This is a genomic window from Streptomyces sp. P3 (genome assembly GCF_003032475.1).
In the GTDB taxonomy this organism is placed as follows: Bacteria; Actinomycetota; Actinomycetes; order Streptomycetales; family Streptomycetaceae; genus Streptomyces.
In genome coordinates, this window is sequence record NZ_CP028369.1 from 8,042,959 (window position 1) to 8,064,421 (window position 21,463).

The 21,463-nt window shown below is 72.8% G+C and carries 20 protein-coding genes and 3 pseudogenes; 13 read left to right on the forward strand and 10 right to left on the reverse strand.

What is annotated here, in order from left to right; translation table 11 throughout:
* Positions 1-124: 124 nt before the first annotated feature.
* Positions 125-1,339 (reverse strand): globin domain-containing protein, encoded by a 1,215-nt coding sequence (locus C6376_RS35470; RefSeq protein ID WP_107447164.1) that lies wholly within the window; start codon positions 1,337-1,339, stop codon positions 125-127.
* A gap of 517 nt (positions 1,340-1,856) precedes the next feature.
* Here C6376_RS35470 and C6376_RS35475 point away from each other — a divergent pair.
* The gene (locus tag C6376_RS35475) at positions 1,857-3,575 is read left to right on the forward strand and encodes a GAF domain-containing sensor histidine kinase (RefSeq protein WP_107447165.1); all 1,719 of its coding nucleotides are present in this window, start codon (positions 1,857-1,859) and stop codon (positions 3,573-3,575) included.
* A 232-nt stretch (positions 3,576-3,807) separates the two neighbouring features.
* Here C6376_RS35475 and C6376_RS35480 read toward each other — a convergent pair whose 3' ends face one another.
* Together C6376_RS35480 and C6376_RS35485 are read right to left on the reverse strand one after the other, a co-directional pair.
* On the reverse strand, positions 3,808-4,410 hold the full coding sequence (locus C6376_RS35480; RefSeq protein ID WP_107447166.1) for a hypothetical protein: 603 nt from the start codon (positions 4,408-4,410) through the stop codon (positions 3,808-3,810).
* Between the two features lie 250 nt (positions 4,411-4,660).
* A complete protein-coding gene (locus C6376_RS35485) occupies positions 4,661-5,662 on the reverse strand; it encodes a nitroreductase (RefSeq protein WP_254076192.1) in 1,002 nt (333 codons plus the stop codon).
* Positions 5,663-6,121: 459 nt separating this feature from the next.
* On the opposite strand from C6376_RS35485, the gene C6376_RS35490 reads away from it, so the two are divergent.
* Positions 6,122-7,354, forward strand: a complete 1,233-nt coding sequence (locus tag C6376_RS35490) for a PP2C family protein-serine/threonine phosphatase (RefSeq protein WP_107447167.1) — start codon at positions 6,122-6,124, stop codon at positions 7,352-7,354.
* A gap of 150 nt (positions 7,355-7,504) precedes the next feature.
* Here C6376_RS35490 and C6376_RS35495 read toward each other — a convergent pair whose 3' ends face one another.
* Both C6376_RS35495 and C6376_RS35500 read right to left on the reverse strand, forming a co-directional pair.
* Positions 7,505-8,530 (reverse strand): 6-phosphofructokinase, encoded by a 1,026-nt coding sequence (locus C6376_RS35495; RefSeq protein ID WP_107447168.1) that lies wholly within the window; start codon positions 8,528-8,530, stop codon positions 7,505-7,507.
* Positions 8,531-8,864: 334 nt separating this feature from the next.
* On the reverse strand, positions 8,865-9,299 hold the full coding sequence (locus C6376_RS35500) for a DoxX family membrane protein (RefSeq protein ID WP_107447169.1): 435 nt from the start codon (positions 9,297-9,299) through the stop codon (positions 8,865-8,867).
* A gap of 64 nt (positions 9,300-9,363) precedes the next feature.
* On the opposite strand from C6376_RS35500, the gene C6376_RS35505 reads away from it, so the two are divergent.
* A complete protein-coding gene (locus C6376_RS35505; protein ID WP_107447170.1) occupies positions 9,364-10,062 on the forward strand; it encodes a metalloregulator ArsR/SmtB family transcription factor in 699 nt (232 codons plus the stop codon).
* 154 nt (positions 10,063-10,216) lie between these two features.
* Here C6376_RS35505 and C6376_RS35510 read toward each other — a convergent pair.
* Positions 10,217-10,405 (reverse strand): annotated as a pseudogene (locus C6376_RS35510) (TetR/AcrR family transcriptional regulator); the annotation flags it as partial.
* Positions 10,406-10,530: 125 nt separating this feature from the next.
* On the opposite strand from C6376_RS35510, the gene C6376_RS35515 reads away from it, so the two are divergent.
* The 5 genes and pseudogenes from C6376_RS35515 (at position 10,531) to C6376_RS35535 (ending at position 13,425) form a co-directional block, all read left to right on the forward strand.
* Positions 10,531-11,007, forward strand: a complete 477-nt coding sequence (locus C6376_RS35515) for a tautomerase family protein (protein ID WP_107447171.1) — start codon at positions 10,531-10,533, stop codon at positions 11,005-11,007.
* A 7-nt stretch (positions 11,008-11,014) separates the two neighbouring features.
* Positions 11,015-11,446 carry a helix-turn-helix transcriptional regulator gene (locus tag C6376_RS35520; protein ID WP_254076193.1) on the forward strand — a complete coding sequence of 144 codons (432 nt, stop codon included), beginning with the start codon at positions 11,015-11,017 and terminating at the stop codon, positions 11,444-11,446.
* Between the two features lie 56 nt (positions 11,447-11,502).
* Positions 11,503-11,709 (forward strand): annotated as a pseudogene (locus C6376_RS35525) (NAD(P)-binding protein); the annotation flags it as partial.
* Between the two features lie 300 nt (positions 11,710-12,009).
* Entirely contained in the window at positions 12,010-12,333 is a 324-nt protein-coding gene (locus tag C6376_RS35530; protein ID WP_107447172.1) for a putative quinol monooxygenase, read from the forward strand.
* Positions 12,334-12,405: 72 nt separating this feature from the next.
* On the forward strand, positions 12,406-13,425 hold the full coding sequence (locus tag C6376_RS35535; RefSeq protein WP_107447173.1) for a zinc-binding dehydrogenase: 1,020 nt from the start codon (positions 12,406-12,408) through the stop codon (positions 13,423-13,425).
* 181 nt (positions 13,426-13,606) lie between these two features.
* Here C6376_RS35535 and C6376_RS35540 read toward each other — a convergent pair whose 3' ends face one another.
* Both C6376_RS35540 and C6376_RS35545 read right to left on the reverse strand, forming a co-directional pair.
* Complete coding sequence (locus C6376_RS35540; protein ID WP_107447174.1) at positions 13,607-14,485, reverse strand: alpha/beta fold hydrolase; 879 nt, start codon at positions 14,483-14,485, stop codon at positions 13,607-13,609.
* 26 nt (positions 14,486-14,511) lie between these two features.
* Positions 14,512-15,213 (reverse strand): SDR family oxidoreductase, encoded by a 702-nt coding sequence (locus C6376_RS35545; RefSeq protein ID WP_107447175.1) that lies wholly within the window; start codon positions 15,211-15,213, stop codon positions 14,512-14,514.
* A gap of 104 nt (positions 15,214-15,317) precedes the next feature.
* Here C6376_RS35545 and C6376_RS35550 point away from each other — a divergent pair.
* Positions 15,318-15,788: pseudogene (locus C6376_RS35550) on the forward strand (MFS transporter); the annotation flags it as partial.
* A 159-nt stretch (positions 15,789-15,947) separates the two neighbouring features.
* Positions 15,948-16,517 (forward strand): TetR/AcrR family transcriptional regulator, encoded by a 570-nt coding sequence (locus tag C6376_RS35555; RefSeq protein WP_107447176.1) that lies wholly within the window; start codon positions 15,948-15,950, stop codon positions 16,515-16,517.
* 385 nt (positions 16,518-16,902) lie between these two features.
* Here the strand turns inward: C6376_RS35555 and C6376_RS35560 are convergent, their stop codons facing one another.
* Entirely contained in the window at positions 16,903-18,117 is a 1,215-nt protein-coding gene (locus tag C6376_RS35560; RefSeq protein WP_107447177.1) for a metallophosphoesterase, read from the reverse strand.
* Positions 18,118-18,492: 375 nt separating this feature from the next.
* Here C6376_RS35560 and C6376_RS35565 point away from each other — a divergent pair, with 375 nt between their 5' ends.
* The 3 genes from C6376_RS35565 (at position 18,493) to C6376_RS35575 (ending at position 21,080) form a co-directional block, all read left to right on the forward strand.
* On the forward strand, positions 18,493-19,860 hold the full coding sequence (locus tag C6376_RS35565; protein WP_107447178.1) for a rhodanese-like domain-containing protein: 1,368 nt from the start codon (positions 18,493-18,495) through the stop codon (positions 19,858-19,860).
* A gap of 87 nt (positions 19,861-19,947) precedes the next feature.
* On the forward strand, positions 19,948-20,337 hold the full coding sequence (locus tag C6376_RS35570; RefSeq protein WP_107447179.1) for a rhodanese-like domain-containing protein: 390 nt from the start codon (positions 19,948-19,950) through the stop codon (positions 20,335-20,337).
* Complete coding sequence (locus C6376_RS35575; RefSeq protein WP_107447180.1) at positions 20,334-21,080, forward strand: sulfite exporter TauE/SafE family protein; 747 nt, start codon at positions 20,334-20,336, stop codon at positions 21,078-21,080. The genes C6376_RS35570 and C6376_RS35575 overlap by 4 nt, the downstream gene beginning before the upstream one ends.
* 88 nt (positions 21,081-21,168) lie before the next feature.
* On the opposite strand, the gene C6376_RS35580 is transcribed toward C6376_RS35575, so the two are convergent.
* The gene (locus tag C6376_RS35580) at positions 21,169-21,456 is read right to left on the reverse strand and encodes a metal-sensitive transcriptional regulator (RefSeq protein WP_107447181.1); all 288 of its coding nucleotides are present in this window, start codon (positions 21,454-21,456) and stop codon (positions 21,169-21,171) included.
* Between the last annotated feature and the right edge of the window lie 7 nt (positions 21,457-21,463).

Below are 21,463 nucleotides of genomic sequence, written 5' to 3' on the forward strand. Positions count from 1 at the left end.
GCCGAACGCCCGGGTGCGCCCTCGCCCGCGGGCGCCGTCGCGACGCGGGCGGACCGGGGGTGGCGCCCCGGTGTCGCCGTCGGTCGCTACGGCCTCCCCGTGGAGGCCGTAGCGACCACGAGGCTCAGGCGGCGGTGCCGGGCAGCCACAGGTCGGGGCCGAAGACCTCGTAGCGGACGCGCTGTGCGGGGACCCCGGCGCTCAGCAGCCGGCCGCGCACGTCCCGCATGAAGGGCAGTGGACCGCACAGGAACACGGTGGCGTCGCGGGGGAGTTCGATGCCCTCCAGGTCCATCAGGCCGGTGCGGGCGTCGGGTTCCTCCGCCGCCGGGTGCTCGTACCAGAAGACGGCCCGCGCGTCCGGCAGTTGCGCGACGAGGTCGTGCGTCTCGGCGCGCAGGGCGTGGTCGGCCGGAGAGCGGTCGGCGTGCAGGACCAGTACGGGGCGGGTCGATCCGAGGGACGCGAGGTGGGCCAGGATTCCGGTCATGGGCGTGCAGCCGATGCCCGCCGACACGAGGACGAGCGGGGTGACGTCGCCGGCCGGGCCGTCGAGGAAGACGTCGCCGAACGGGGCGGACAGCAGCAGTTCGTCCCCCTCGCGGACGGTGTCGTGCAGCAGGGTGGAGACCTCGCCGTCGGGGCCGTCGGCGTCGCCGTCCACCCGCTTCACGGTGATCCGCCGCAGGTCTTCGCCCGGGGCCGAGGACAGGCTGTACTGGCGCAGCTGGTGGGTTCCGTCGGCCATGGCCGCGCGGACGCTCACGTACTGGCCCGCCCGGGCCCGCGGCGCCGGTTCGCCGTCGGCCGGACGGAGCAGGAAGGACACCACGTCGGCGGTCTCGGCACGGCGTCCGACGACCGTCCAGGGCCGCCAGATCCCGCCGGGCTGGACTCCCGCGTCCTGGTACAGCAGGGCCTCGCGGCTGATCAGGGCGCCGGCCATCAGCCAGTAGACCTCGTCCCAGGCGGCCGCCACCTCCGGCGTCACCGCGTCCCCCAGAACCTCGGCTATCGCGCCGAACAGGTACTTGTGCACGATCGTGTACTGGTCGTCGGTGACACCCACGGCGGCGTGCTTGTGGGCGATCCGGGACAGCAGCGCGTCCGGACGGGCTTCGGGGTTCTCCAGCAGCGCGGAGGCGAAGCCGGCGATCGAACCGGCGAGGGCGCGGCGTTGCGCGCCGCTGGCCTGGTTGCCGCGGTTGAACATCCCGTCGAGCAGCTCCGGCCTGTCGTGGAACATCGTGGCGTAGAAGCGCGTGGTGATCTCGTCGAGCGCTCCGGCCACGGCGGGCAGGGTGGCCCGTACGAGAGCTGCGGATTCTGCGGACAGCATGGGATCTCCCGGAAGAGGTGGGGGAAGGGAAGCCGCGTCGCCTCGGGCGGTGGCGTCTTCTGTGTACCAGTCGCGGGGCCGCGTTTCGGCGCTGTTCGGGCCTGCGGGCCGAAGCAGGGCCGAAGGGCCCCCTCACTCGGGCGCATCGGCCCCACGGGGTCCGCTCGATCGGGGCCGCCCGGCCGTGCCACGGTGGCCGGGCGGCCCCTGCCGCCGTCGGCCCACGGCCGGAGCGGCCCGGCCGGGGGATCTGGAAACGCCGTGCCCGGCCGCCCGCGGACCGGACCCCCGTGGCGGCCGCACGCATGACGGGTCGCACCGCGGGTGACGCGCTCCGGGGCCGCACCGCGGTGACGGCGGGACAGGGGCCGTCGGTTCTCTCCGGGGGCAGGGCGGTCCGGGCAGGAATCCACGGATGCCCGGCCGGATCCGCTACCGCGCGCTCGGGCCGGGCACTAACGTGACACATGATCGGACTCGTGGGCGTCCGAGCTCGAGGGGACCTGGAGGAGCACACGTGGGAAGCCCGGAGGAGGCCCGCGTACGGCTGCCTCAGCTGCGACTGGACGAGCTGCTGGAGGAGTTGCAGGCGCGGCTGGACGCCGCCCGGGGCACCCGCGACCGCGTGCACAGCCTGCTGGAGGCGGTACTGGCGGTCGGCCGCGAGCTGGACCTCGAACAGGCCCTTCGCAGCATCGTGGAGGCGGCCGCGGTGCTCGTCGACGCCGAGTACGCGGCGCTCGGCGTGATCGGTCCGGACGGAAAGCGACTGTCCGCCTTCCACACGGTCGGGGTCAGCGAGGAGCAGATCGCCGAGATCGGCCCGTACCCGGAGGGCCACGGCATCCTGGGCGAGCTGATCCGTCACCCGGAGCCGCTGCGTCTGGCGAAGATCTCCGATCACCCGGCCTCGTACGGCTTCCCGGCCCACCACCCGCCGATGAACACCTTCCTCGGCGTCCCGATCCGGGTGCGCGACCAGATCTTCGGAAACCTGTACCTGACCGAGAAACGGGGTGGCGCCCAGTTCGACGAGGACGACGTCTCGGTCACGCTCACGCTGGCCGTGGCGGCCGGGGTCGCGATCGACAACGCCCGGCTGTACGCCGAGTCCCGGCAGCGCGAGCGCTGGCTGCGGGCGAACGCGGAGATCACCCACAGCCTCATGTCCGGCGGTTCGCGCACCGATGTCCTCGGCCTGATCGCCGAGCGGGCCGGTGAGCTCACCCGGGCGGCCCTGGCAGCGGTCGCGGCGCCGATGGAGGACACCGGCGCGCTCGCCGTGGAGATCGCCGTCGGGATGGACGCCGAGGCGCACCGGGGCCTCGTGCTGCCCATGGACAGGAGCCTGATGGGACTGGCTTTCGCCGGCGCGGCTCCGGTCACCAGCGTCGACGTCCACAACGACGAACGGATCTCCCTCGAGCCTGCCCGGTTCGACGGACTGGGCCCTGCCGTGGCCGTGCCCATCGGCACGGGCGAGGCGGGCGCACGAGGCGTGGTCCTGCTGGCACGGGAGGCCGGCGGGCCGATGTTCTCGGAGACCGAGACCGAGACCCTGCAGGCTTTTGCCGCGCAGGCCGCCGTCGCCATGGAGCTGGCCGAACGCCGTGCGGACGCCGAACAGATCGCCGTGCTGGAGGACCGGGACCGGATCGCCCGCGACCTGCACGACCTGGCGATCCAGCGGCTGTTCGCGACCGGGATGACCCTCCAGAGCGCGGGCCGTTTCATCGAGCACGAGGGGGCCTCGGAACGCGTGGCGCGGGCGGTGGACGACCTCGACGAGACCATCAAGATCATCAGATCGACGATCTTCGGGCTGCGCACCCGGGACGGCTCGGGGGAGGCAGGTCTGCGGGCGCGTGCCGTGCGGGTCGTGGGGGAGGCGGCGCCGGTCCTGGGTTTCGCCCCGAGCGTGCGGATGGAGGGGCTGCTGGACACCGACGTCCCGAAGGAGACCGCCGACCACGTGGTGGCCGTGCTCTCCGAAGCCGTGACCAACGTCGCCCGGCATGCCCGTGCGAGCCGTGCCGAGGTGGTCCTGGCCACGGACGGCCGGGAGGTGCGGTTGACCGTCACCGACAACGGCGTGGGCATCCCCGCCGACGGCCGCCGCAGCGGGCTGCGCAACATGGCGGAGCGCGCCGAGCAGCTCGGCGGCCGGCTGGTGTCCGGCAGTCCCGAGGGCGGCGGAACCACGCTGACCTGGCGGGTGCCCTTGCGGAGGGCGTAGCGCGCGCACGGCGGCCCTGACGGCTTCCGACGGGGCGGTCGGGTCTGCCGGGGCCGGTCGTCGTCCGGCGGGTCACGGCCCGCCGACCGCCGGGCGCCCGACTGCCCCGTCCGAATGGCTGAATGCCCGACTGCCCCGACCGCCGGGTGTGTCATGCCGGCGTCGAGAGACCGCCGGCGGCGTGCCCGTGCGGGAGACGCCATGACCCGGCCCCTTCCCCGAGGTGGTGCTGTCACCTGCGGAATCGTGCGGACCAGAAGGGTTCGACCAGGTTCCACTCGGCGTCCCACTGCGCATACCTTCTCCGGTCCAGGGCCCGGCGCATGCCCGCCCGCGCCGCCTGGGTCCCGGCGGCCACGCCGAACGCCGTCATCCCGCCGATGAGCCAGCCGGCGGCGATCGCGTTGAGCGTGGTCGTCGGCTCGGTGGTGACCGTTCCGTTCCGGTCGACCCAGATGCGTACGGTGGTGCCCTTGGGCGTTCCCGGCTTCACGAGGGCCGATCCGGTCCGCGTGGTGCCGTCGGCGTCGGTCCAGCGGACCTGCGCCGGCCGCTTCGCCCACTCGTCACCGCCGACGGTCGATGCCAGCCGGGCGGTGACCTGATGCCGTTCCGCCGCCTGGGCTCGTACGGTGCGCATCGACGCCTCGTACGACGCCAGACCCGCGCTGACCGAGGCCGTCGGCAGGCCGACGAGGAGAACGACCGTCAGGAAGCGCCGAAACCAGTGTTCGACGCGGTCGGAGGTACGTCTCAGCGAGTCCGCACCCCGGGGCGCGTCATCGCCGCGCCTCGACGGCGGACCGGATGTGTACGGCGAATCCTGTGCGTCCATGAATCGGCCTCCAGCTGCTTGCCGGCCGTCTCCCACCACCTGTCACCACCCTCGGACGGCGAGGGGATCGGCGCATGGGGCCGAAGGTCCCGGCAACTCGGTATCCGGCCCGGGTCCGGTAGCCGTCAACCGTCTCCGGAGGGGGGCGGACGGCCGCTGTCCACGGCGACCGCACAGCTCCTCCGCCATGTCGGCAGCGCTCGGAGGAAGGCTCTCGTCGGCGTCCCTCCGTCGGGCGATCTCCCCTCCGTCAGGCGATCTCCAGGATCTCGTCCACGGGGCGGCGCGGCGTGCCCGGGCCCGCGGGGCCGTATCCGAGCCGCAGGACCATCTGGACGAATCCCATCGCCGACTGCGGGTCGCGCAGGGTCCATCGCAGTTCGGGCCATTCGAGGGCCTGGGAGGTGAGGGACGTGGCGAGCCCGTCCAGAGTGGCCTCGAGCAGGACGCGCTCCATCGCCTGGCCCGCCAGGAGCCAGTCCCTGGGCCCGTCGCTCGTGGTGCCCAGCACGGCGAGCTGAGGCACGTTCTCGAACGCGGCGGCCTCCCGGCCGGGAACCGCGCCCCGGCCGGCGAAGTCACGCACGGGCGCGCTTCCGTAGAGCTTGCGAGGACCGAACGCGTAGTCCGGCACCCCGTCGCTCGCCGCTCGCACCGCGTCCTGACCCACCCGGATCCAGCGCCGCAGCTCCTCGGATGCCGCGGCATCCGTCGCATCGCGCCCTTCGGCGTCGCGTACCAGGTCCAACAGTGTGTGGATGTGCCACGGGTCGGGGAAGACGAGCCGCGCCCCTTCCAGAAGCGCGGCGGCGCTCAGGGCGTCCTTGACGGCGTGCGGTATCACCTCGTCGGTGAAGGGCCGACGGCTGGTGTGCCGGCGGCGGATCGCCGGGTACAGCGGAGCGAGATCCTCCACGACGCCACGCTCGGTGGGCGCGGGGCCGGTCAGCCGCACCACCGCGAGCAGGCGCGGGTCCGCCGGGTCGGGCAGCAGCTCGGTGTCCGTCGCCCAGCCCGCGTGCGCCATGGCGGTGCGCAGGTTGAACAGGGCGGCGGCGCAGCCCAGGTGCAGACAGCGGGTGGTGGGGTCGGCCTGCGGCATGGCCCGCTCGAGATCCGCGTACACCTGGAACACGTCGTCCGCGCGCAGGAACCGGAATCTCCAGGGCTGTGCGTTGTGCATGGACGGGGCCGCCGCAGCGTCTTCGACCAACGCCGGCACGGCTGCCGTCTCGAGTGCGCTTACGGACACCGGACCTGCCTCCCTCCGAGGGGCGGTACTGACTGCCCCGTCATCGCCTGCCGGGCAGATGGCCGACTCCGCTACGCGGGACGGCCCTGCGGCGCGCCACCTTCACCGTCGTCCCACGTCCACTCGCCCGTCCTGGGCCGAAGGGCCCAACCCGACGGGACATAGGTCCCCGACCTCGCGGGACGGGACCGGAAGGACAAGCCCGACAACCGGCCCGGAGAACCGGCCCCGACAACCAGGCAGGCCGGACGGAGGAGCCGGACAGGCCGGACGGCCGGACGGAACAGGCCGGATCGACCGGGTGAACGATCCGATCGCACGCGGCGAGGAAGGCCGCCGTCGCTGGGGGGCCGCGCAGGTGACGGCTGTGGGCCGGAAGGGGCAGTGCCCGGACCCGGTGGCGCATTCCCTCCTATCGTGGAGCAGCACAGTGACGGGCGGCACCGAGGCGGGCAGCACATGAGGGAACCGCGGATCGACTACGCGGCCGTGTTCCGGGCACTCCCCGGGATGGTGGCTCTGCTGACCCCCGATCTGGTGTACGCCGACGCCAACGAGGACTTCCTCCGGTTGGCCGGGCGCACCCGCGAGCAGTTGCTGGGCCGCTACATGTTCGACGTCTTCCCCGAGAACCCCAACGACGCGGCCGCCGCCGGTATGCGGGAGACCCAGGCGTCGATGCTGCGCGTGGTGGCCACCGGCGAGCGGGACACCATGGCGTTGCTGCGTTACGACATCGAGGACCGCGCACGGCCCGGCCACTGGGTGGAGCACTTCTGGAGCCCGGTCAACGCGCCGGTCCTGGGCCCGGACGGGGACGTGGTGCTGATCGTGCACCGGGTGGAGGAGGTCACCGAACTCATCCGCGCCCGCGGCGGCACGGGCAGTGACAGCAGCCGGGCCCGTGTGCTCGAGGCCGAGCTGTACACCCGTGCCCGTGAACTGCAGGACGTGAACGAACGTCTGCGCCGGGCCCATGCGCACGATCGCGAGGTCGCCCTGGCCCTGCAGGCGGCGATGCTGCCCGCCCCCACGCTGGTGGGGCACCATCGGGCCGCCGTCCGCTACCGGCCCGCCGTCGGCACCCTCAACGTGTGCGGCGACTGGTACGACCTGGTCGAGCTGCCCGGTGACCGCATCGCGGTCGCCGTCGGTGACGTCGTCGGCCACGGTCTGCGGGCGGCCGGTGTCATGGGGCAGCTGCGCAGCGCGCTCAGCGCGGCCTCCCGGGTCGCCGACGGCCCCGCCCGGGCCGTGGAGGCCCTCGGCCTGTACGCCCGCCATGTCGAGGGGGCCGAGTCGAGCACCGTGGTGAAGACCTTCATCGACTGGGCCACCCACACCCTCACGTACAGCAGCGCGGGGCATCCGCCGTCCGCCCTGCTCGACCCGGACGGCACCGTGACCTTTCTCGACCAGGCGACCGACCCGCCCCTCGGCGCGCGTCCCGAGCACGTCCCGCGGCCGCAGGCCAGCACCGCCTTCGCCGAGGGCGCCACCCTGGTCCTGTACACCGACGGCCTGATCGAGCGTCGCCACGAGGACATCGACGTCGGCCTGGCCCGGCTCGCCGACTCCCTCGTCCGGCACGGGCGGTCCGACCCCGAGGAACTGGCCGACGCCCTCCTGGCCGACCTGCTGCCCCCGACCGGCGCCACCGACGACACCGCGCTGGTCGTTCTCCGTCTGTGAACCTGCGGCCCGGTCGTCCGTGAACCTGCGGGCCCGGTCGTCCGTGAATCTGCCCCCGGCCCTCGGCCGCCGCTCCTTGCGCAGCACTCGTGGTGCGCCTCGGCCGTACGGGAGCCGCGTGGCCGCCTCCCGCCCCGTCGGCGGGGCCGGTCAGCCGAAGAAGACCTCGAACTCGTCGTACAGCGACGGATCGACGAGCTTGGTCGTCGCCGTGGCCTCGGCGAGGGGGACGCGGACGATCCGGGTGCCCCGCAGGGCGACCATGACGCCGAAGTCACCGTCCTCGACCGCGTCGATGGCGTGCAGCCCGAAGCGTGTGGCCAGCCAGCGGTCGAAGGCGCTCGGGGTGCCACCGCGCTGAACGTGCCCGAGCACCGTGGTGCGGGCATCCTTCCCGGTGCGCTCCGAGATCTCCCGAGCCAGCCACTCGCCGACGCCGGACAGCCGTACGTGGCCGAACTCGTCGCGCGATCGGTCCTTGAGGACCACCTGCCCCTCCTTCGGGGTGGCCCCTTCGGCGACCACGACGATCGGGGCGTAGTTGATCCTGAATCTGTTCCTCACCTGCTCGCAGACCTCGTCGATGTCGAAGGGCCGCTCCGGGACGAGGATCACGTTGCCGCCGCCCGCGACGCCGGCGTGCAGGGCGATCCATCCGGAGTGCCGCCCCATGACCTCCACCACCAGGGCGCGCATGTGGGACTCGGCTGTGGTGTGGAGCCGGTCGATGGCCTCGGTCGCGATACCGACCGCGGTGTCGAAGCCGAAGGTGTAGTCCGTGCCGGAGACGTCGTTGTCGATGGTCTTGGGCACACCGACCAGCGGGACTCCCTGACGGCTGAGTTCGGTGGCCACGCCGAGCGTGTCCTCGCCGCCGATCACGACGAGCGCGTCCACGTGGTGCGCGGCGAGCGTGTCCCGGACGCGTCGCAGCCCGTCCTCGTGGGTGAGCGGGTTGGTGCGGGAGGAGCCGAGGATGGTACCGCCGCGGGGGAGGATCCCCCGCACCCTGGCGATGTCCAGTGGCAGGACGACATCCCGGAGCAGGCCGCGCCAGCCGTCCCGTACCCCGACGAAGTCGAAGCCGTACGCGTCGACGCCTTTGCGGACGACACTGCGGATCACGGCGTTCAGGCCGGGGCAGTCACCACCGCCGGTCAGTACTCCGACCCTCATGGGCTTCCTCCATCCGCTGGACGGCCCGCGCGTCCGCCGCCTCCGCGGCGATCGAGACCGCTGCCGTGACCTCCGCGGCGATCGAGAACCGCTGCCGGAACAGGTCGCCTGCTTCCAGCCTCCTCCCGTTTCGTCCGCTGTGGCCACCCGACGGACGCCGGGTCCGAACGGCTCGCCCGTCAGAGGTTCCGTCCCGCGTCCGGCCCGGCAGGAGCCTCGCTGTACGGGTGCGGGCCGCGTCGGCCGGATGCCCTGGCCGGCAGGTCGGCCGGCCGTGACGGGCGGTCCCCGCAGGGCCCGCCCGCCGGAGCCGGCCGGCACGCGTCGCGCCTGTTCAGCGCCGTCGTGCGCCGTGGTAACGCTCGGCGAGGCGGGCGAGTGCGACGGCGGCGAGGAGGAGGCCGAAGTCGCGCAGCGCGATGTCGTAGTAGTCGGGAATGGTCAGGAGGTTGACGATGATGCCGCCCAGCCAGCCTGCGACCAGCCAGGCGCCGAAGCGGGGAGCCAGGGCGACGGAGACGCCGGCCACGATTTCGATCGCGCCCACGGCGTACATGGCGGCCTGGGCGCTCCCGGGAACGAGGTCGTCGATCCACGGCGCGAGGTAGGCGGGCCAGTCCACGAGCAGGTTGGCGAACTTGTCCAGCCCGAACGCGATCGGCGCCACCGTGAAGGCCGTACGCAGGATCACGAACGCCTGATAGCCCGGATCGGCGAGCAGGCCGCGCCGCGGGGCGGCGGACGTGGTGCTTGTGGTGACGGAGGACATGACGACCACTCCTTCTATCGACAACTCTCATTACTTATAGAAGCTCGGAACTCTTCTTTAGTCAATGGCCATGGGTTTTACACTGGTGTTCGTGACCGACCCGAAGGAAGTACGCGACGCAGACGTCTCCGCCATCGCCGCTCTGGACGAGCCGACGCGCAGGAGGCTGTACGACCATGTGGTGCGCCAACCGGGCCCCGTCGGCCGGGACGAGGCGGCGGCCGCACTGGGTCTGGCGCGCCAGACCGCGGCGTTCCACCTCGACCGCCTCGCCGACGAGTCCCTCCTCGACGTGGTCTATGAGCGGCGCAGCGGGCGAGTGGGGCCTGGCGCGGGCCGGCCGGCCAAGCTGTACCGGCGCTCGACGAAACAGATCGCGGTCAGCCTGCCGGACCGGCGCTACGAACTCGCCGGGCGACTGCTCGCCCAGGCCGTGGAGGAATCCGCCGCGACCGGTGAGGCGGTGCGACAGGTGCTGCATCGCAAGGCCGAAGAGCTCGGTGCCGGCCTGGGGGAGTCGGGCGGCGCGGTCCTGTGCGACGTCCTCGAGCGGTACGGATTCGAGCCGCACCGCGAGGAGGGCGCCATCGTGCTGGGCAACTGTCCCTTCCATGCCCTGGCCCGTGAGCACACGCAGACGGTCTGCGGTATGAACCTGCACCTGCTGCGAGGTGTTCTGCGCGGGCTGGGGGAGAGCGGTTACGCGGCCTGTCTTTCACCCGGTCCGGGTCGGTGCTGTGTCCGCCTGGAGCCCGTCGCCTGATCGCCGCATGGAGGGAACCGGACCGTGTTCGACGGCGGCGACGGCGGCGACGGCAGTGTCGGCGCCGCGCGGATTCCGGTGACCGCTCCCGCTTCTCGACGCCCGACCGCCCACCGCCTCTCGCCTCTCGCCGCCGTCGTCTGCCCGTCCGCGCTCAGCGTCGCCCTGGTGCTCCGGCGTGCAGGCCGTCCATGACGATGTCCGGCAGTCCGGTGGCCTGAGCGCGCCGGTCGCCGTTGACGTCGATCTGCCAGATGCCGGCGATGGCGCGGGGGAAGTCGTCGGCGGTCACCCCCGGACGGATGGTGCCGGCCTCATGGTTGGCGTTGAGCGGGAACTCGAGGTCCGAGGTCCGAAGCCCGAGGTCGGAAGCCGTGGCCGGGTCGTGTGGTGAGGGGCCTGCCTGTATGACGACCGTTATGGAATGGTGTAATCTGCGACTTATAACGACTGTCATAGGGGGATGCCGTGACCATCATCACCGTGAACACGCCCAAGGGCCGGCTGAGCCTGGAGCAACGCCGTGAGCTGGCCGAATCGCTGACGGACGCGGTGCTGGTGCCCGAGGTGGGGCAGCACGCCCCAGCCGCTCGGGTCGGGTTCCAGGTGCATTTCGTGGAGCGCGAGCGGGACATGATGGCCATTGGCGGCCGACTGGTGGCGGACCTCGACCCGGGAACCGACGTCATGGTGATCGACCTCGCGGTCATGGACGCGGCCTGGCAGCCGGAGGTGCGGGCCGAGGTGATCGAGCGCGTGCTGGCCGCGCTGGCGGCGGCCTGTGGGCTGGAGAAGCCGGCGCCGGCCTGGTGGGTCAACTTCCGGGTGATCGACGAGGGCAGTTGGGGCTCGTCCGGAGGCGTGCTGTCGGTCCTGCCGCTGCTGGAGAGCGGAGTCTTCACCGAGGAGCGCGTCAAGGCGGTGCGCGCCGCGTTGGGCGTCTGAACCCCGGATGGAGATTCGGGCCGCTGCGATCCGGGGCATCGATCGCCTTGTCGACCGTCTCGGCGGCGACGGGGCGGCCCTGCTGCGTTCGGCGGTCGGCCGTGCACTGGGCACGGTCCCGGCGCGGATCGATGTGATCGCGGAGTGGCTGCACCTGCATCCGCGCACCCTGCAGCGGCGGCTGGCGCGGGAAGGCACCTCGTTCCAGGCGATCCTCGACGAGGTGCGGAAGAACGCCGCGCACCGGCTGCTGACGGGGACCGACATGCCGTTCTCGCAGGTGGCATCGATGGTGGAACTGGCCGGACAGGCGGCGCTCACCCGTGCGGTGCGCCGGTGGTTCGGCAGGACGCCGTCGCAGGTCCGTCGCGAGGCCGGCCACCCGCACACGCATCCGGCATCGCCGCCCGACCCTGCGCAGGCTGTCGCGCAGGGTTAAATATTTGTCGTCCAGGGGCAAGCGGAGGCACCCGGGCGCTTCGATACTCGAGTGCCATGACCAGTTCCTCGCCCCCCTCGCCGCCCGCCCACGTCGATGTCCTGATCGTCGGCGCGGGGATCTCCGGCATCGACGCCGCGTACCGGGTGCAGTCGCAGTGTCCCGACCGGTCGTACGCCGTACTGGAGGCCCGGGAGTCACCGGGCGGGACGTGGGATCTCTTCCGGTATCCGGGGGTCCGTGCCGACTCCGACATCTACACGCCGAGCGCGTGTGCATCTCGGCCGACGCGGACCTGTTCAGCCCATGATCGAGCTGGCGGCCGGCTACGTCCGGCGCGGCGTCCAGAGCTTCCCCCGGCAGGGCCACCGCGCACCGTGGCGGATGCGCCAGACCTATCTGCTGGACTCCGCCGACATCGCGCGCGCCCGCCTGCGCCGTGAACTGCGCGGTGTGCCCCGCACGCCGACGTGGCGCGGAGAACCGGCGTCCGCCGGCCGTCGTGAACGAGCCTGTAGCATCTGCCAGGATTATTACGATCGTCATAACGGAGAGGTGTACCCATGTCCGAGCAGGTGGTCCTGGTGGCGACGATGGTCGCGAAGCCGGGCCGGGAAGAGTTGGTCGAGCAGACGTTCAAGGCGGCCATGGCCGCGGTGCACGCGGAACCCGGGTGCCTGCGGTACGCGTTGCACCGCAAGGCCGGCACCACCGGTGAGTTCGTCATGATCGAGAAGTGGGCCTCGCGGGAGGCGCTGGGCGCGCACATGAAGGGCGCCGCGATGCGGGAGATCGGCGCCGCCCTGGCGCAGGCGCTGGCCGGCCCCCCGGACATGGTCTTCCTGGACGCGATCCCGGCCGGTGACCCGGACTTGGGCGCCGTCTGACCGAACGCGCGACCCGGGCCGACGGACCCGCCGTTCGGCCCGGGAGCCCCCACACAACCGAGGAGCATTCCCATGAAGAGCCTGATGTTCGTCGCCCCCGGGCAACTGCGCTTCGAGGAGGTCGAGGCCCCCACCGTCGTCGAGGGGACGGACGCGCTGGTGCGCCCGCTCGCGGCGACGACGTGCGACCTCGACCACCACGTCATCGACGACAGGACGCCGTTCTCCGGATCGGGCCCGTTCCCGATCGGCCACGAGTGCGTGGGCACGGTGGTCGAGGTCGGCCCCGACTGCAAGGACGTCGCGGTCGGTGACGTCGTCGGCGTCGCGTGGCACATCGCGTGCGGCACCTGCGCGCAGTGCAGGCTCGGGCACACCGCCCGCTGCCTCCTCCACGGCGACGCCCAGTACGGCCTTCCGGTGAACGGGGCCTGGGGCGGCACCTTCGACGAACTCGTCCGCGTCCCCTACGCGGACTTCAACCTCGCCAAGCTGCCCGCCGGGGTCGACCCCGTACACCTGGCGTCGATCGGCGACAACCTCGCCCTCGGCTGGGAGACCGTGATGCCGACCGTCGCCGGGATCCTCGACCCGAAGGTCGCGGTCTTCGGCGGCACCGGGTCCATCGGCCTCTACTGCGTCGACGTCGCGGTCCACTGCGCGAACGCCCGCACCGTCTACTACGACGACGACCCGGTCAGGATGAAGGTCGCCGAGCAACTCGGCGCCGAGGTCCACCACATCGACGGCAAGCGCGAGAAGGACTTCCACCTCGCCGTGGACGCCGGCTGCGACCCCGAGCGGCTGCGCAAGGCGCTGCTGTCGGTCATGCCCGAGGGTCACGTCAACAGCGTCGGCATCTACTTCGACGACGTCCGGCTCCCGCTGCTCTCGCTCTACCAGCGCGGCGTCCACTTCCACAACGGCAAGGGCCACGCGCGGCCGAACATGACGCCGACCCTGGAGGCGGTGGCGGCCGGCACACTCCACCCCGAGCTGGTCACCAGTGGGATCCACGGCTGGGACGAGATCCCCGACGTGCTGACCTCGGGCCGCGCCGGCCACAAGCCGATCTTCGTCCTGGAGAAGTGAGACACCGGGACCACGGGTCCGTCGCGGTTCGGGGCCTCGTCCTCCAGGCCGACACCCCCTACTTCGGCGGCGCGGGCCCGTCCCGCCCAGGCCCCGTCCACCGTCCGGTCGGACCTGGTCCCCGAACGCACCGCACCCGCGCTGGACCCGAACAGGGGCGACCACGGCCGTCCCGGGCCGGTCACGCCACGGCGTTCAGCAAGTCGGCCAGTACGTCGGGCCGTTCCAGGGAGATGAAGTGGCCGGCCTTCGGCACCTGCGTGAAGTCGGCGGCCGGCAGCAGCTTCCTGTCGGCCTCCCGGTCCGACGTCCGGGACCAGTCCTTCTCCCCGTAGACCAGGTGGACAGGGGCCTTGACCTGCGGGTAGCGAGAGCGGGCCGCGATAAGGCCGGGCAGGGCCTGGTACACGGCCCGGGCGACGGCCGGGTAGCCGGGGCGGCCGCCCACCTGGAGGAGCTCGTTCACGTAGTCCTCCCGCAGCGCGGTCTGGTCGCCGAGGCCGCCTTGCAGGATCTTGCGAAGGACGGGCCTGGGCTCCACCCCCGCGATCACCGGGCCCACGCCGGGCGCGAGGACGCCGCCGACCACCGCGCGCGCGAGGAGGGAGGACCGGGCGATCCCGCCGTGGAAGTCGTACGCGTTCACCGCCACGACACGCCGGACGCGCTCCGGGAGGTCCGCCGCCGTGGTCAGGGCGAGCACCGCACCCATGGACTCCCCGACCAACGTGACGTCGTGGAGGTCGAGTCCGGTCAGCAGCCGCTCGACGCCCGCGCGCATGGCCGGCTCGTCGTACGACGCCCCGGGCACGATCTCCGAGTAGCCCATCCCCGGCAGGTCGAGGGCGTACACGGTGTATCTGTCCGAGACGAGCGGGACGAGGTGGCGGAAGTGCTCGGCCTGGGTGCGCACGGTGTGCAGCAGGACCACGGGGGAACCGGTGCCCGCCTCGAGGTAGCGCAGGTTCCCCTCGTGGCGGTGGCGTCCCGCGCGCGGGGGGATGGTGTGGCTGGTGGTCCCGGGGACGTGAATCGTGGGACGTGGGTCCTGGGTGGCCATGTCGTCGTCTCCTGTGTGAAGTGGGGCTACTTGGCAAGCTGGGCGTACAGGCCGGCGAGATCGCCGGCGAGGCCCGCTTTGACCTGGCGTGATATGTCGTCGGCGAGGACCTCGTAGGCCCCGGTCTCGATGCCGTCGAGGGCGAGCGCGGCCACGTCGCGGGGGTCGGACTTCGGTGCGTCGACGCCGGCCGCGAGGTCCGTGTCGACGTAGCCGACGTGCAGTCCGGTGACGGAGATACCGCGCGGCTGCAGCTCCAGGCGCAGGGAGTTGGTCTGCGACCACAGGGCGGCCTTGGAAGCGCTGTAGGAGCCGCCGAGCGCGATCCAGGAGAGCACGGAGTGCACGTTGAGCAGGTGGCCGCCGCCGTTGCGCTCGATGACCGGCACGAAGGCACGGGCGACGAGCAGCGGGCCGTAGAAGTTGGTCTCGAACTCCCGGCGCACGTCGTCCACCGGGGAGTCGAGGAAGGACGCGCCGACCGCGGCGCCGGCGTTGTTGATCACCACGGTGACGTCCCCCGCCTGTGCGGCGGCGGCCGTCACTGAGGCCGGGTCGGTGACTTCCAGGGCCACGGGTACCGCGTCGGGGTGCGTCACGCTGCGCGGGTCGCGGGCCGTGGCGTAGACCTTGCCGGCGCCGCGTGCGTAGAGCTCCTCCACCAGGGCCTTGCCGATGCCCCGGCTGCCGCCGGTGACGAGGACGTTCGCGCCCTTCAGAGCGGTCATGACTGCCTCCACAGAATCGGAAACCGATCGGTTTCCACCACGGTAAACCGATCGGTTTCCCGACGCAAGCGCCGCGAGGGGATCGCGGTCCGGGGTGACCGGGTTACGCCCTGGCCTTCGGCGGTCTGCTGCTGCCCGGTGGCCGGCTCGGCGACCTGTTCGGCCGGCGTACCGCCTTCGTGACGGGCCTGATCGGATTCGCGTGCGCGTCCGTCCCCGGCGGCGCGGCCACCGGCTTCGACGTCCTCGTCACGGCACGGGTGGCCCAGGGTCTCTTCGCCGCGCTGCTCGCGCCCGCGGCGCTCTCACTGCTCGGCGTGACCTTCACCGGCCCGGCCGAGAAGCCGAAGGCGTTCGACGTCTTCAGTGCGCCGGCCGGTGCGGGCGGCGCGATCGGGCTGCCGCTCGGCGGCATGCTCACCGAATGGGCGTCATGGCGCTGGGTGATGTACGTGAACGTCGTCTTCGCGGCCGTCGCGCCGGCGGGTGCGGTGCTGCTGCCGGCCGCCAGGCCCGCGGTCACCGAGCGGCCCAGGCTCGATGTTCCCGGCACGCTCGTGGCGAGCGCCGCGCTCCCGCCGCCCGCGCGGGTGCGGCCGGGAAGGCCGCCATCCCGGTGGGGTGGGAACCCTGTTCCCGTGCCTTCCCGGCCTTGGGCGGCGTCGGGGACCGCCCCACCGCCCCTCGTAAACCGATCGGTTTTCAATTGGGCGGAATCGGGTTAACCTCGCCATATGAGCACCGACGCGAAGCCAAGTCCCCGAGAGCGCCTGCTGGAGGCGGCAGCCACCCTCACCTACCGAGACGGTGTCGGCATCGGCGTCGACGCGCTGTGCAAGGCGGCGGGGGTGTCGAAGCGTTCCATGTACCAGCTGTTCGAGAGCAAGGACGAACTGCTGGCGGCGAGCCTGGAGGAGCGCGCCTCCGCCTATGCGGCGACGCTCCTGCCCACGGCGGACGACAACCGTTCACCTCGTGAGCGGATCATGCACGTGTTCGACCAGTTGGTGACCCAGGCGGGTGAGCCCGACTTCCAGGGGTGCCGGTACCTCGCGGTACAGATCGAGCTCAAGAATCAGGGCCACCCGGCGAGCCGGGTGGCCCACCGGATCAAGGAGAACCTGACGGCCTTCTTCCGCTCCGAGGCCGAACGGGGTGGGGCGAGCGACCCGGATCTGCTGGCCCGGCAGCTGATCCTGGTTTTCGACGGCGCGAGTGCCCGTGCGGGGATCGGGGCCGACACGCCGACAGGGCTCGTCGCTCCCACGGTGGCCGCCCTGCTCGACGCGGCGGACATGCGCTGACGCACCGCGCTCGACCCGGCGCCCGCCGGCCGGCCTCCTCGGCCGGACGTGGCACCGCCCGGGGCTCAGGGCGTCGCCGTCCTGGAACACGGGCCGGGCGGCGAGCCACGGGGCCCCGTACGACGACCGCCCGCACCGGGTTCCGCTCGGCGCGTGTCCGTGCGCCGGGATCGCCCGGCGGCCCGGCCCGGGCGGGAGTCCTGGACAGCGGGGTCCGGTCCGCACCGAACACACCCACGGGACCACCCCGCGCGGCGCGCCGGCATGTGCCGGACCCCGGCGGGACCAGGCGGGGAGACCGTCCCTTCACGACCGTCACGGCGAACCGGCCTGGTGACCCACCTCCGAGCCTGGGGCGTCCGGCGACGGCCATCGCCCGGTGTTCCTACGACGCGGTGGGCGGGTGCGGGGAGCGCAGTACGAGCAGGGTGATCTCGCTGGGGGCGAAGACGCGGAACGGCGGGCCCCAGAAGCCGGTGCCGCGACTGGTGTAGAGGAGGGTGCGGGCGCCGTGCCGGCTCAGGCCCGCGACGACGGGCTGGTCGATGCGGACCAGGAGGTGGAAGGGCCACATCTGGCCGCCGTGGGTGTGGCCGGAGAGTTGCAGGTCGATGCCGGCGGCCGCCGCCCGGTCGACGAACTTGGGCTGGTGTGCCAGCAGCAGGACGGGCAGGTCGGGGTCGGCGCCGTCCAGGGCTCCGGCGAGGTGGGCGCGGTGGCCTGCCAGACCGGAGGACTCGGCGGTGACGTCGTCCACGCCGGCGACCACGAGGGTGTCGCCGCCGCGTTCGAGCAGCAGATGACGGTTGCGCAGCGGCTCCCAGCCCAGCTCGTCCATCAGGTCGACCCAGCCCTGGGCCTCGCTGTAGTACTCGTGGTTGCCGGTGACGTACACCCGGGCCCGGGTGGCCCGCACGGAACCGAGCGGGAGGGCCTGGGCGCGGCGGCGTTCGGCCGTCCCGTCCGCGATGTCGCCGGTGTGGCAGACCAGGTCGGCCTCCAGGGCGTTCACCGTCTCGCACACCCGTGCCGACCAGCGGGCGCGGTCGAGCGGGCCGTAGTGGGTGTCGGTGATGAGGGCGACGCGGGTGCCGTCCAGTCCGGCGCCCAGCCGCGGGAGTCGCACGTCGAGCCGGCGCACCCGCGGTACGCGGCGGGCCTCGGCGTACCCCCGGGCGAGCAGCACGGCGCTCACGCCGAGGACGGCCCAGGTGACGATGCGGGCCCGGTCCTGACTCCCGCCCGCGCCGGCCACGGTCAGGGCGGGTCGCAGGAGGACGCCGAGCAGGACGGACCAGGTGAACAGAACCCAGCTCGTGCCCAGCAGGGTGTCACCGACGATCGCGGCCCGGTCCTGCTGACGCCGGCCGTGGCCGCGCGCCATGGCGAGCGGCATACCGACCAGGCCGAGGGCGAACAGGGCGGTGCCGGCCCACGTGACGGACGGCGGCCAGTGCTGTCCGGTGTGCAGGAGCACCACGCAGGGCACCGCCCACAGCAGGACGGGGGCGATCAGGGGGAGGTGGCGCATCAGGCGGTGGAGCAGTCGGCTCTGCCGCTGAGCTTGCGCTTCGCCGTCCGCGGGTCGGGTGTCGGTCACGCTTCCCCTCCCTGACCGGTTCCTGACCAGTGCCTGACCAGGCTGCCGTTTCGCGCACTCTATCCGGTCGTCCCGGGGCCGGCCGGACCGGAGTTCCCGGGTGACGCCCGCCCCACGGCCGTCCGTGACGTGCGCGTCGTGTATCCGTGCCGCGGGCCGAGGTCCTCCGCATGCGGCGGCCGGCGCGAGCGGCGGCCGGCGGTGCGGGCGTGCCCGTCGAGCACGGCGACGCCCGGGCCGGGCACGGCGGCGAAGGCGCGCGGTCGGGTCGCCGGGGCCTGCCGGTTCCCGGTTCCGAAAATACCCCCCGGGGTACTCATGCTACCTTCGTAGATATACCCCCGGGGGTAATTCATCGCTGGAAGGGAGTACGTCGTGTTCTTCGTCGACACGATCGAGTTGTCGGGTCTGGGCAACCGGAGCTATCTCGCGGGCGGTGAGGAGACCGCGGTGGCGGTCGACCCGCCGCGTGACCTCGACCTGGTGATCGCCGCGGCCGTCCGGCGAGGGGTGCGCATCTCCCATGTCGTCGAGACGCATGTCCACAACGACTACGTCACCGGGGGCCTGGAGCTGGCCCGGGTCGTCGGCGCCGCCTATCTCGTCCCCGCCGGGGCCCGCGTCGCCTTCGAGCGCGTACCGGTGCACGACGGGGACCGCGCGGAGATCGACGCCCGCGCCGGCCTGTCCCTGCGGGCGCTGGCCACGCCCGGCCACACCCCGCACCACACCTCCTACGCACTGGAGGAGAACGGCACGGCGGTCGCGGTGTTCAGCGGTGGTTCGCTGCTGATCGGCACCGTCGGCCGGCCGGACCTCGTCGAGCCACGGCTGACGGAGCGGCTCGCCCGGGCCCAGCACGCCTCCGTGCACCGGCTGGCCACCGAGCTGCCCGAGGACGCGGAGGTGCTGCCCACGCACGGCTTCGGCAGCTTCTGCTCGTCCTCGCAGTCGCAGGGCGATGCCTCGACCATCGGCAAGGAGAAGGCGTCCAACGAGGCCCTCACCCGGGACGTGGACGCCTTCGTCGCCGGTCTGCTGGCCGGCCTGGACGACATCCCCGCCTACTACGCGCACATGGGGCCGGCCAACGCCGCCGGACCCGCACCCGTCGATCTCACTCCACCGGCCGTGGCCGACGCCGACGAGATCGCCGCCCGGCTGGCGGCGGGGGAGTGGGTGGTGGATCTGCGCGACCGCGTCGCCTTCGCCGCCGGGCATGTGTCCGGCTCGTTCAACTTCGAGGCCGAGGGGCAGCTCGCGACGTATCTGGCCTGGCTGATTCCGTGGGACAAGCCGGTGACCCTGCTCGCCGAGTCACCCGCACAACTCGCACGTGCCCAGCGTGAGCTGGTCCGCGTGGGCATCGACCGGCCGGCCGCGGCGGCCACCGGCGGGCCGGCCGACTGGCTGCGCGAGGGCGAGGCTCCGGCCTCCTGCCGTCGCGCGGCGTTCGCCGACCTCGCGGCTCGTCATCCGGCCGAGGGCGTCGTCGTCCTCGACGTCCGGCGAGGCTCGGAGCGGGCGGGCGGGTACATCGACGGCTCGCTGCACATCCCGGTCCACACCCTGCACCGCCGCCTGGGCGAGGTCCCCGACGGTGAGGTGTGGGTGCACTGCGCGGGCGGCATGCGTGCCGCCATCGCCGCCTCCCTGCTGGACGCCGCAGGCCGCGACGTCGTCGCCGTCGACGACTCCTTCGACGCGGCCGGCCGGGCCGGACTCGTCGTCCGGAATCCCTGACACCGGAATCCCCCACGGGCGCGAGGCGCCACCCGGACCCCTGCCGGTCCCTCGTACCGGCGTGGCAGACAGGAGCGAGAAGCCGACATGAGCATGTTTCGACGAGTACAGACAGGCGCGGGGCGGGTGACCGTGCGGGAGGCCGCCGCGCGCACCGGCCACGCAAGCGCGGCCGAGGGCGCGGTCGACGCCGTGCTGCTGGACGTGCGCGAGCCGTACGAGTGGCAGGCGGGGCACGCGCCCCGGGCCGTGCACCTGCCGCTGTCCGCGCTGGCCGCCGGCGCGGGGCTGCCCCCACAGGCGCAGGCGTGGCCCCTGATCGTGGTCTGCCGCGCCGGGAACCGCTCCCGGCAGGCGGCCGAACTGCTGGCGGCGCGCGGCGCGGCGGCAGTGGACGTGATCGGCGGTATGCGCGACTGGGCGCAGGCGGGTCTGCCGGTCGTGGACGCGCGCGGGGAAAACGGCACGGTCGCGTGAGTGCTCTCATACTCGCCCTGGCCGCCGGGGGGGTCATGGGGCTGGCGCTCGGCGCGCTCGGGGGCGGCGGCAGCGTGCTGGCCGTCCCCGCCCTGATCTACCTGCTCGGTTTCAGTCCGGTCGGGGCCACCACCGCGAGTCTGGTCGTCGTCACCATCACCTCGGTCACGGCCCTGTCCGCGCACGCTCGGGACGGGAACGTCCGCTGGCGGACGGGGCTGTTGTTCGCGGCGGCCGGGATCGGTCCGGCGATGCTGGGGGGCGCCCTGGCCGCCCGGGTCCCGGCCGCCGCCCTGACGGCGGGCTTCGCCGTGGTCGCGGGTGCCGCCGCCGTGCGCATGCTGTGGCCGAGGCCGGCCGCCGGGAGCTCGGTGACGGTGCGGCCGGCGCGGGCGGCGGGGGCCGGTGCCGGACTCGGCGCGGTCACCGGCGTTCTCGGGGTCGGCGGTGGCTTTCTCGCCGTACCGGCGCTGGTGAGCGTGCTGGATCTGCGCATGCGCAACGCGGTGGCTACCAGCCTGCTGGTCATCAGCGTCAACTCGCTGGCCGCGCTGGCGATGCGCGCGGGCACGGTCGAGAAGCTCGACTGGACGGTCGTCGGTCCGTTCGTCGGGACCGCGGTCCTCGGCGCGTGGGACGGCAAGCGGTTGGCCGCGAAAGTGTCCGGGCCCACGCTTCAGCGGATCTTCGCGGGGGTGTTGCTGGCGGTGGCGGCCTCCATGCTGATCGACGCGGTGCGGTGAGCGCCACCGCGGTGCCGCGGTGAGCGCCACCGTGGTGACCGACGGGCTCGCTTGTCGGCGGCGGTGAGCGCCACCGACGCGCGGGCTCTCAGGCCAGCGACAGGAACAGTTTCTCCAGCCGTGCGCGCATGGCGACCGTGTCCTCACCGTTCTTGCGCCCGGAGTCCAGTTCGGCCACGCACTGTTGCAGTCCGGTCGCGATGATCGCGAAGCCGGCCCGGTCGAGCGCGCGGGAAGCGGCGGCGAGCTGGGTGACGACGTCCTCGCAGTCACGCCCCTCCTCGATCATCCGGATCACTCCGGAGATCTGACCCTGCGCGCGACGCAGCCGGTTCAGCACGGCCTTCAGGTCCGCACCCTCGAGCTCCAGTTCCACGATCACT

Coding starts and splice junctions, on each gene's coding strand:
- C6376_RS35470 (WP_107447164.1), bottom strand. CDS start 1,339: ATGCTGTCCGCAGAATCCGCAGCTCTCGTACGGGCCACCCTGCCCGCC.
- C6376_RS35480 (WP_107447166.1), bottom strand. CDS start 4,410: ATGGACGCACAGGATTCGCCGTACACATCCGGTCCGCCGTCGAGGCGC.
- C6376_RS35490 (WP_107447167.1), top strand. CDS start 6,122: ATGAGGGAACCGCGGATCGACTACGCGGCCGTGTTCCGGGCACTCCCC.
- C6376_RS35495 (WP_107447168.1), bottom strand. CDS start 8,530: ATGAGGGTCGGAGTACTGACCGGCGGTGGTGACTGCCCCGGCCTGAAC.
- C6376_RS35500 (WP_107447169.1), bottom strand. CDS start 9,299: ATGTCCTCCGTCACCACAAGCACCACGTCCGCCGCCCCGCGGCGCGGC.
- C6376_RS35505 (WP_107447170.1), top strand. CDS start 9,364: ATGGCCATGGGTTTTACACTGGTGTTCGTGACCGACCCGAAGGAAGTA.
- C6376_RS35520 (WP_254076193.1), top strand. CDS start 11,015: ATGGAGATTCGGGCCGCTGCGATCCGGGGCATCGATCGCCTTGTCGAC.
- C6376_RS35530 (WP_107447172.1), top strand. CDS start 12,010: ATGTCCGAGCAGGTGGTCCTGGTGGCGACGATGGTCGCGAAGCCGGGC.
- C6376_RS35535 (WP_107447173.1), top strand. CDS start 12,406: ATGAAGAGCCTGATGTTCGTCGCCCCCGGGCAACTGCGCTTCGAGGAG.
- C6376_RS35540 (WP_107447174.1), bottom strand. CDS start 14,485: ATGGCCACCCAGGACCCACGTCCCACGATTCACGTCCCCGGGACCACC.
- C6376_RS35545 (WP_107447175.1), bottom strand. CDS start 15,213: ATGACCGCTCTGAAGGGCGCGAACGTCCTCGTCACCGGCGGCAGCCGG.
- C6376_RS35555 (WP_107447176.1), top strand. CDS start 15,948: ATGAGCACCGACGCGAAGCCAAGTCCCCGAGAGCGCCTGCTGGAGGCG.
- C6376_RS35570 (WP_107447179.1), top strand. CDS start 19,948: ATGAGCATGTTTCGACGAGTACAGACAGGCGCGGGGCGGGTGACCGTG.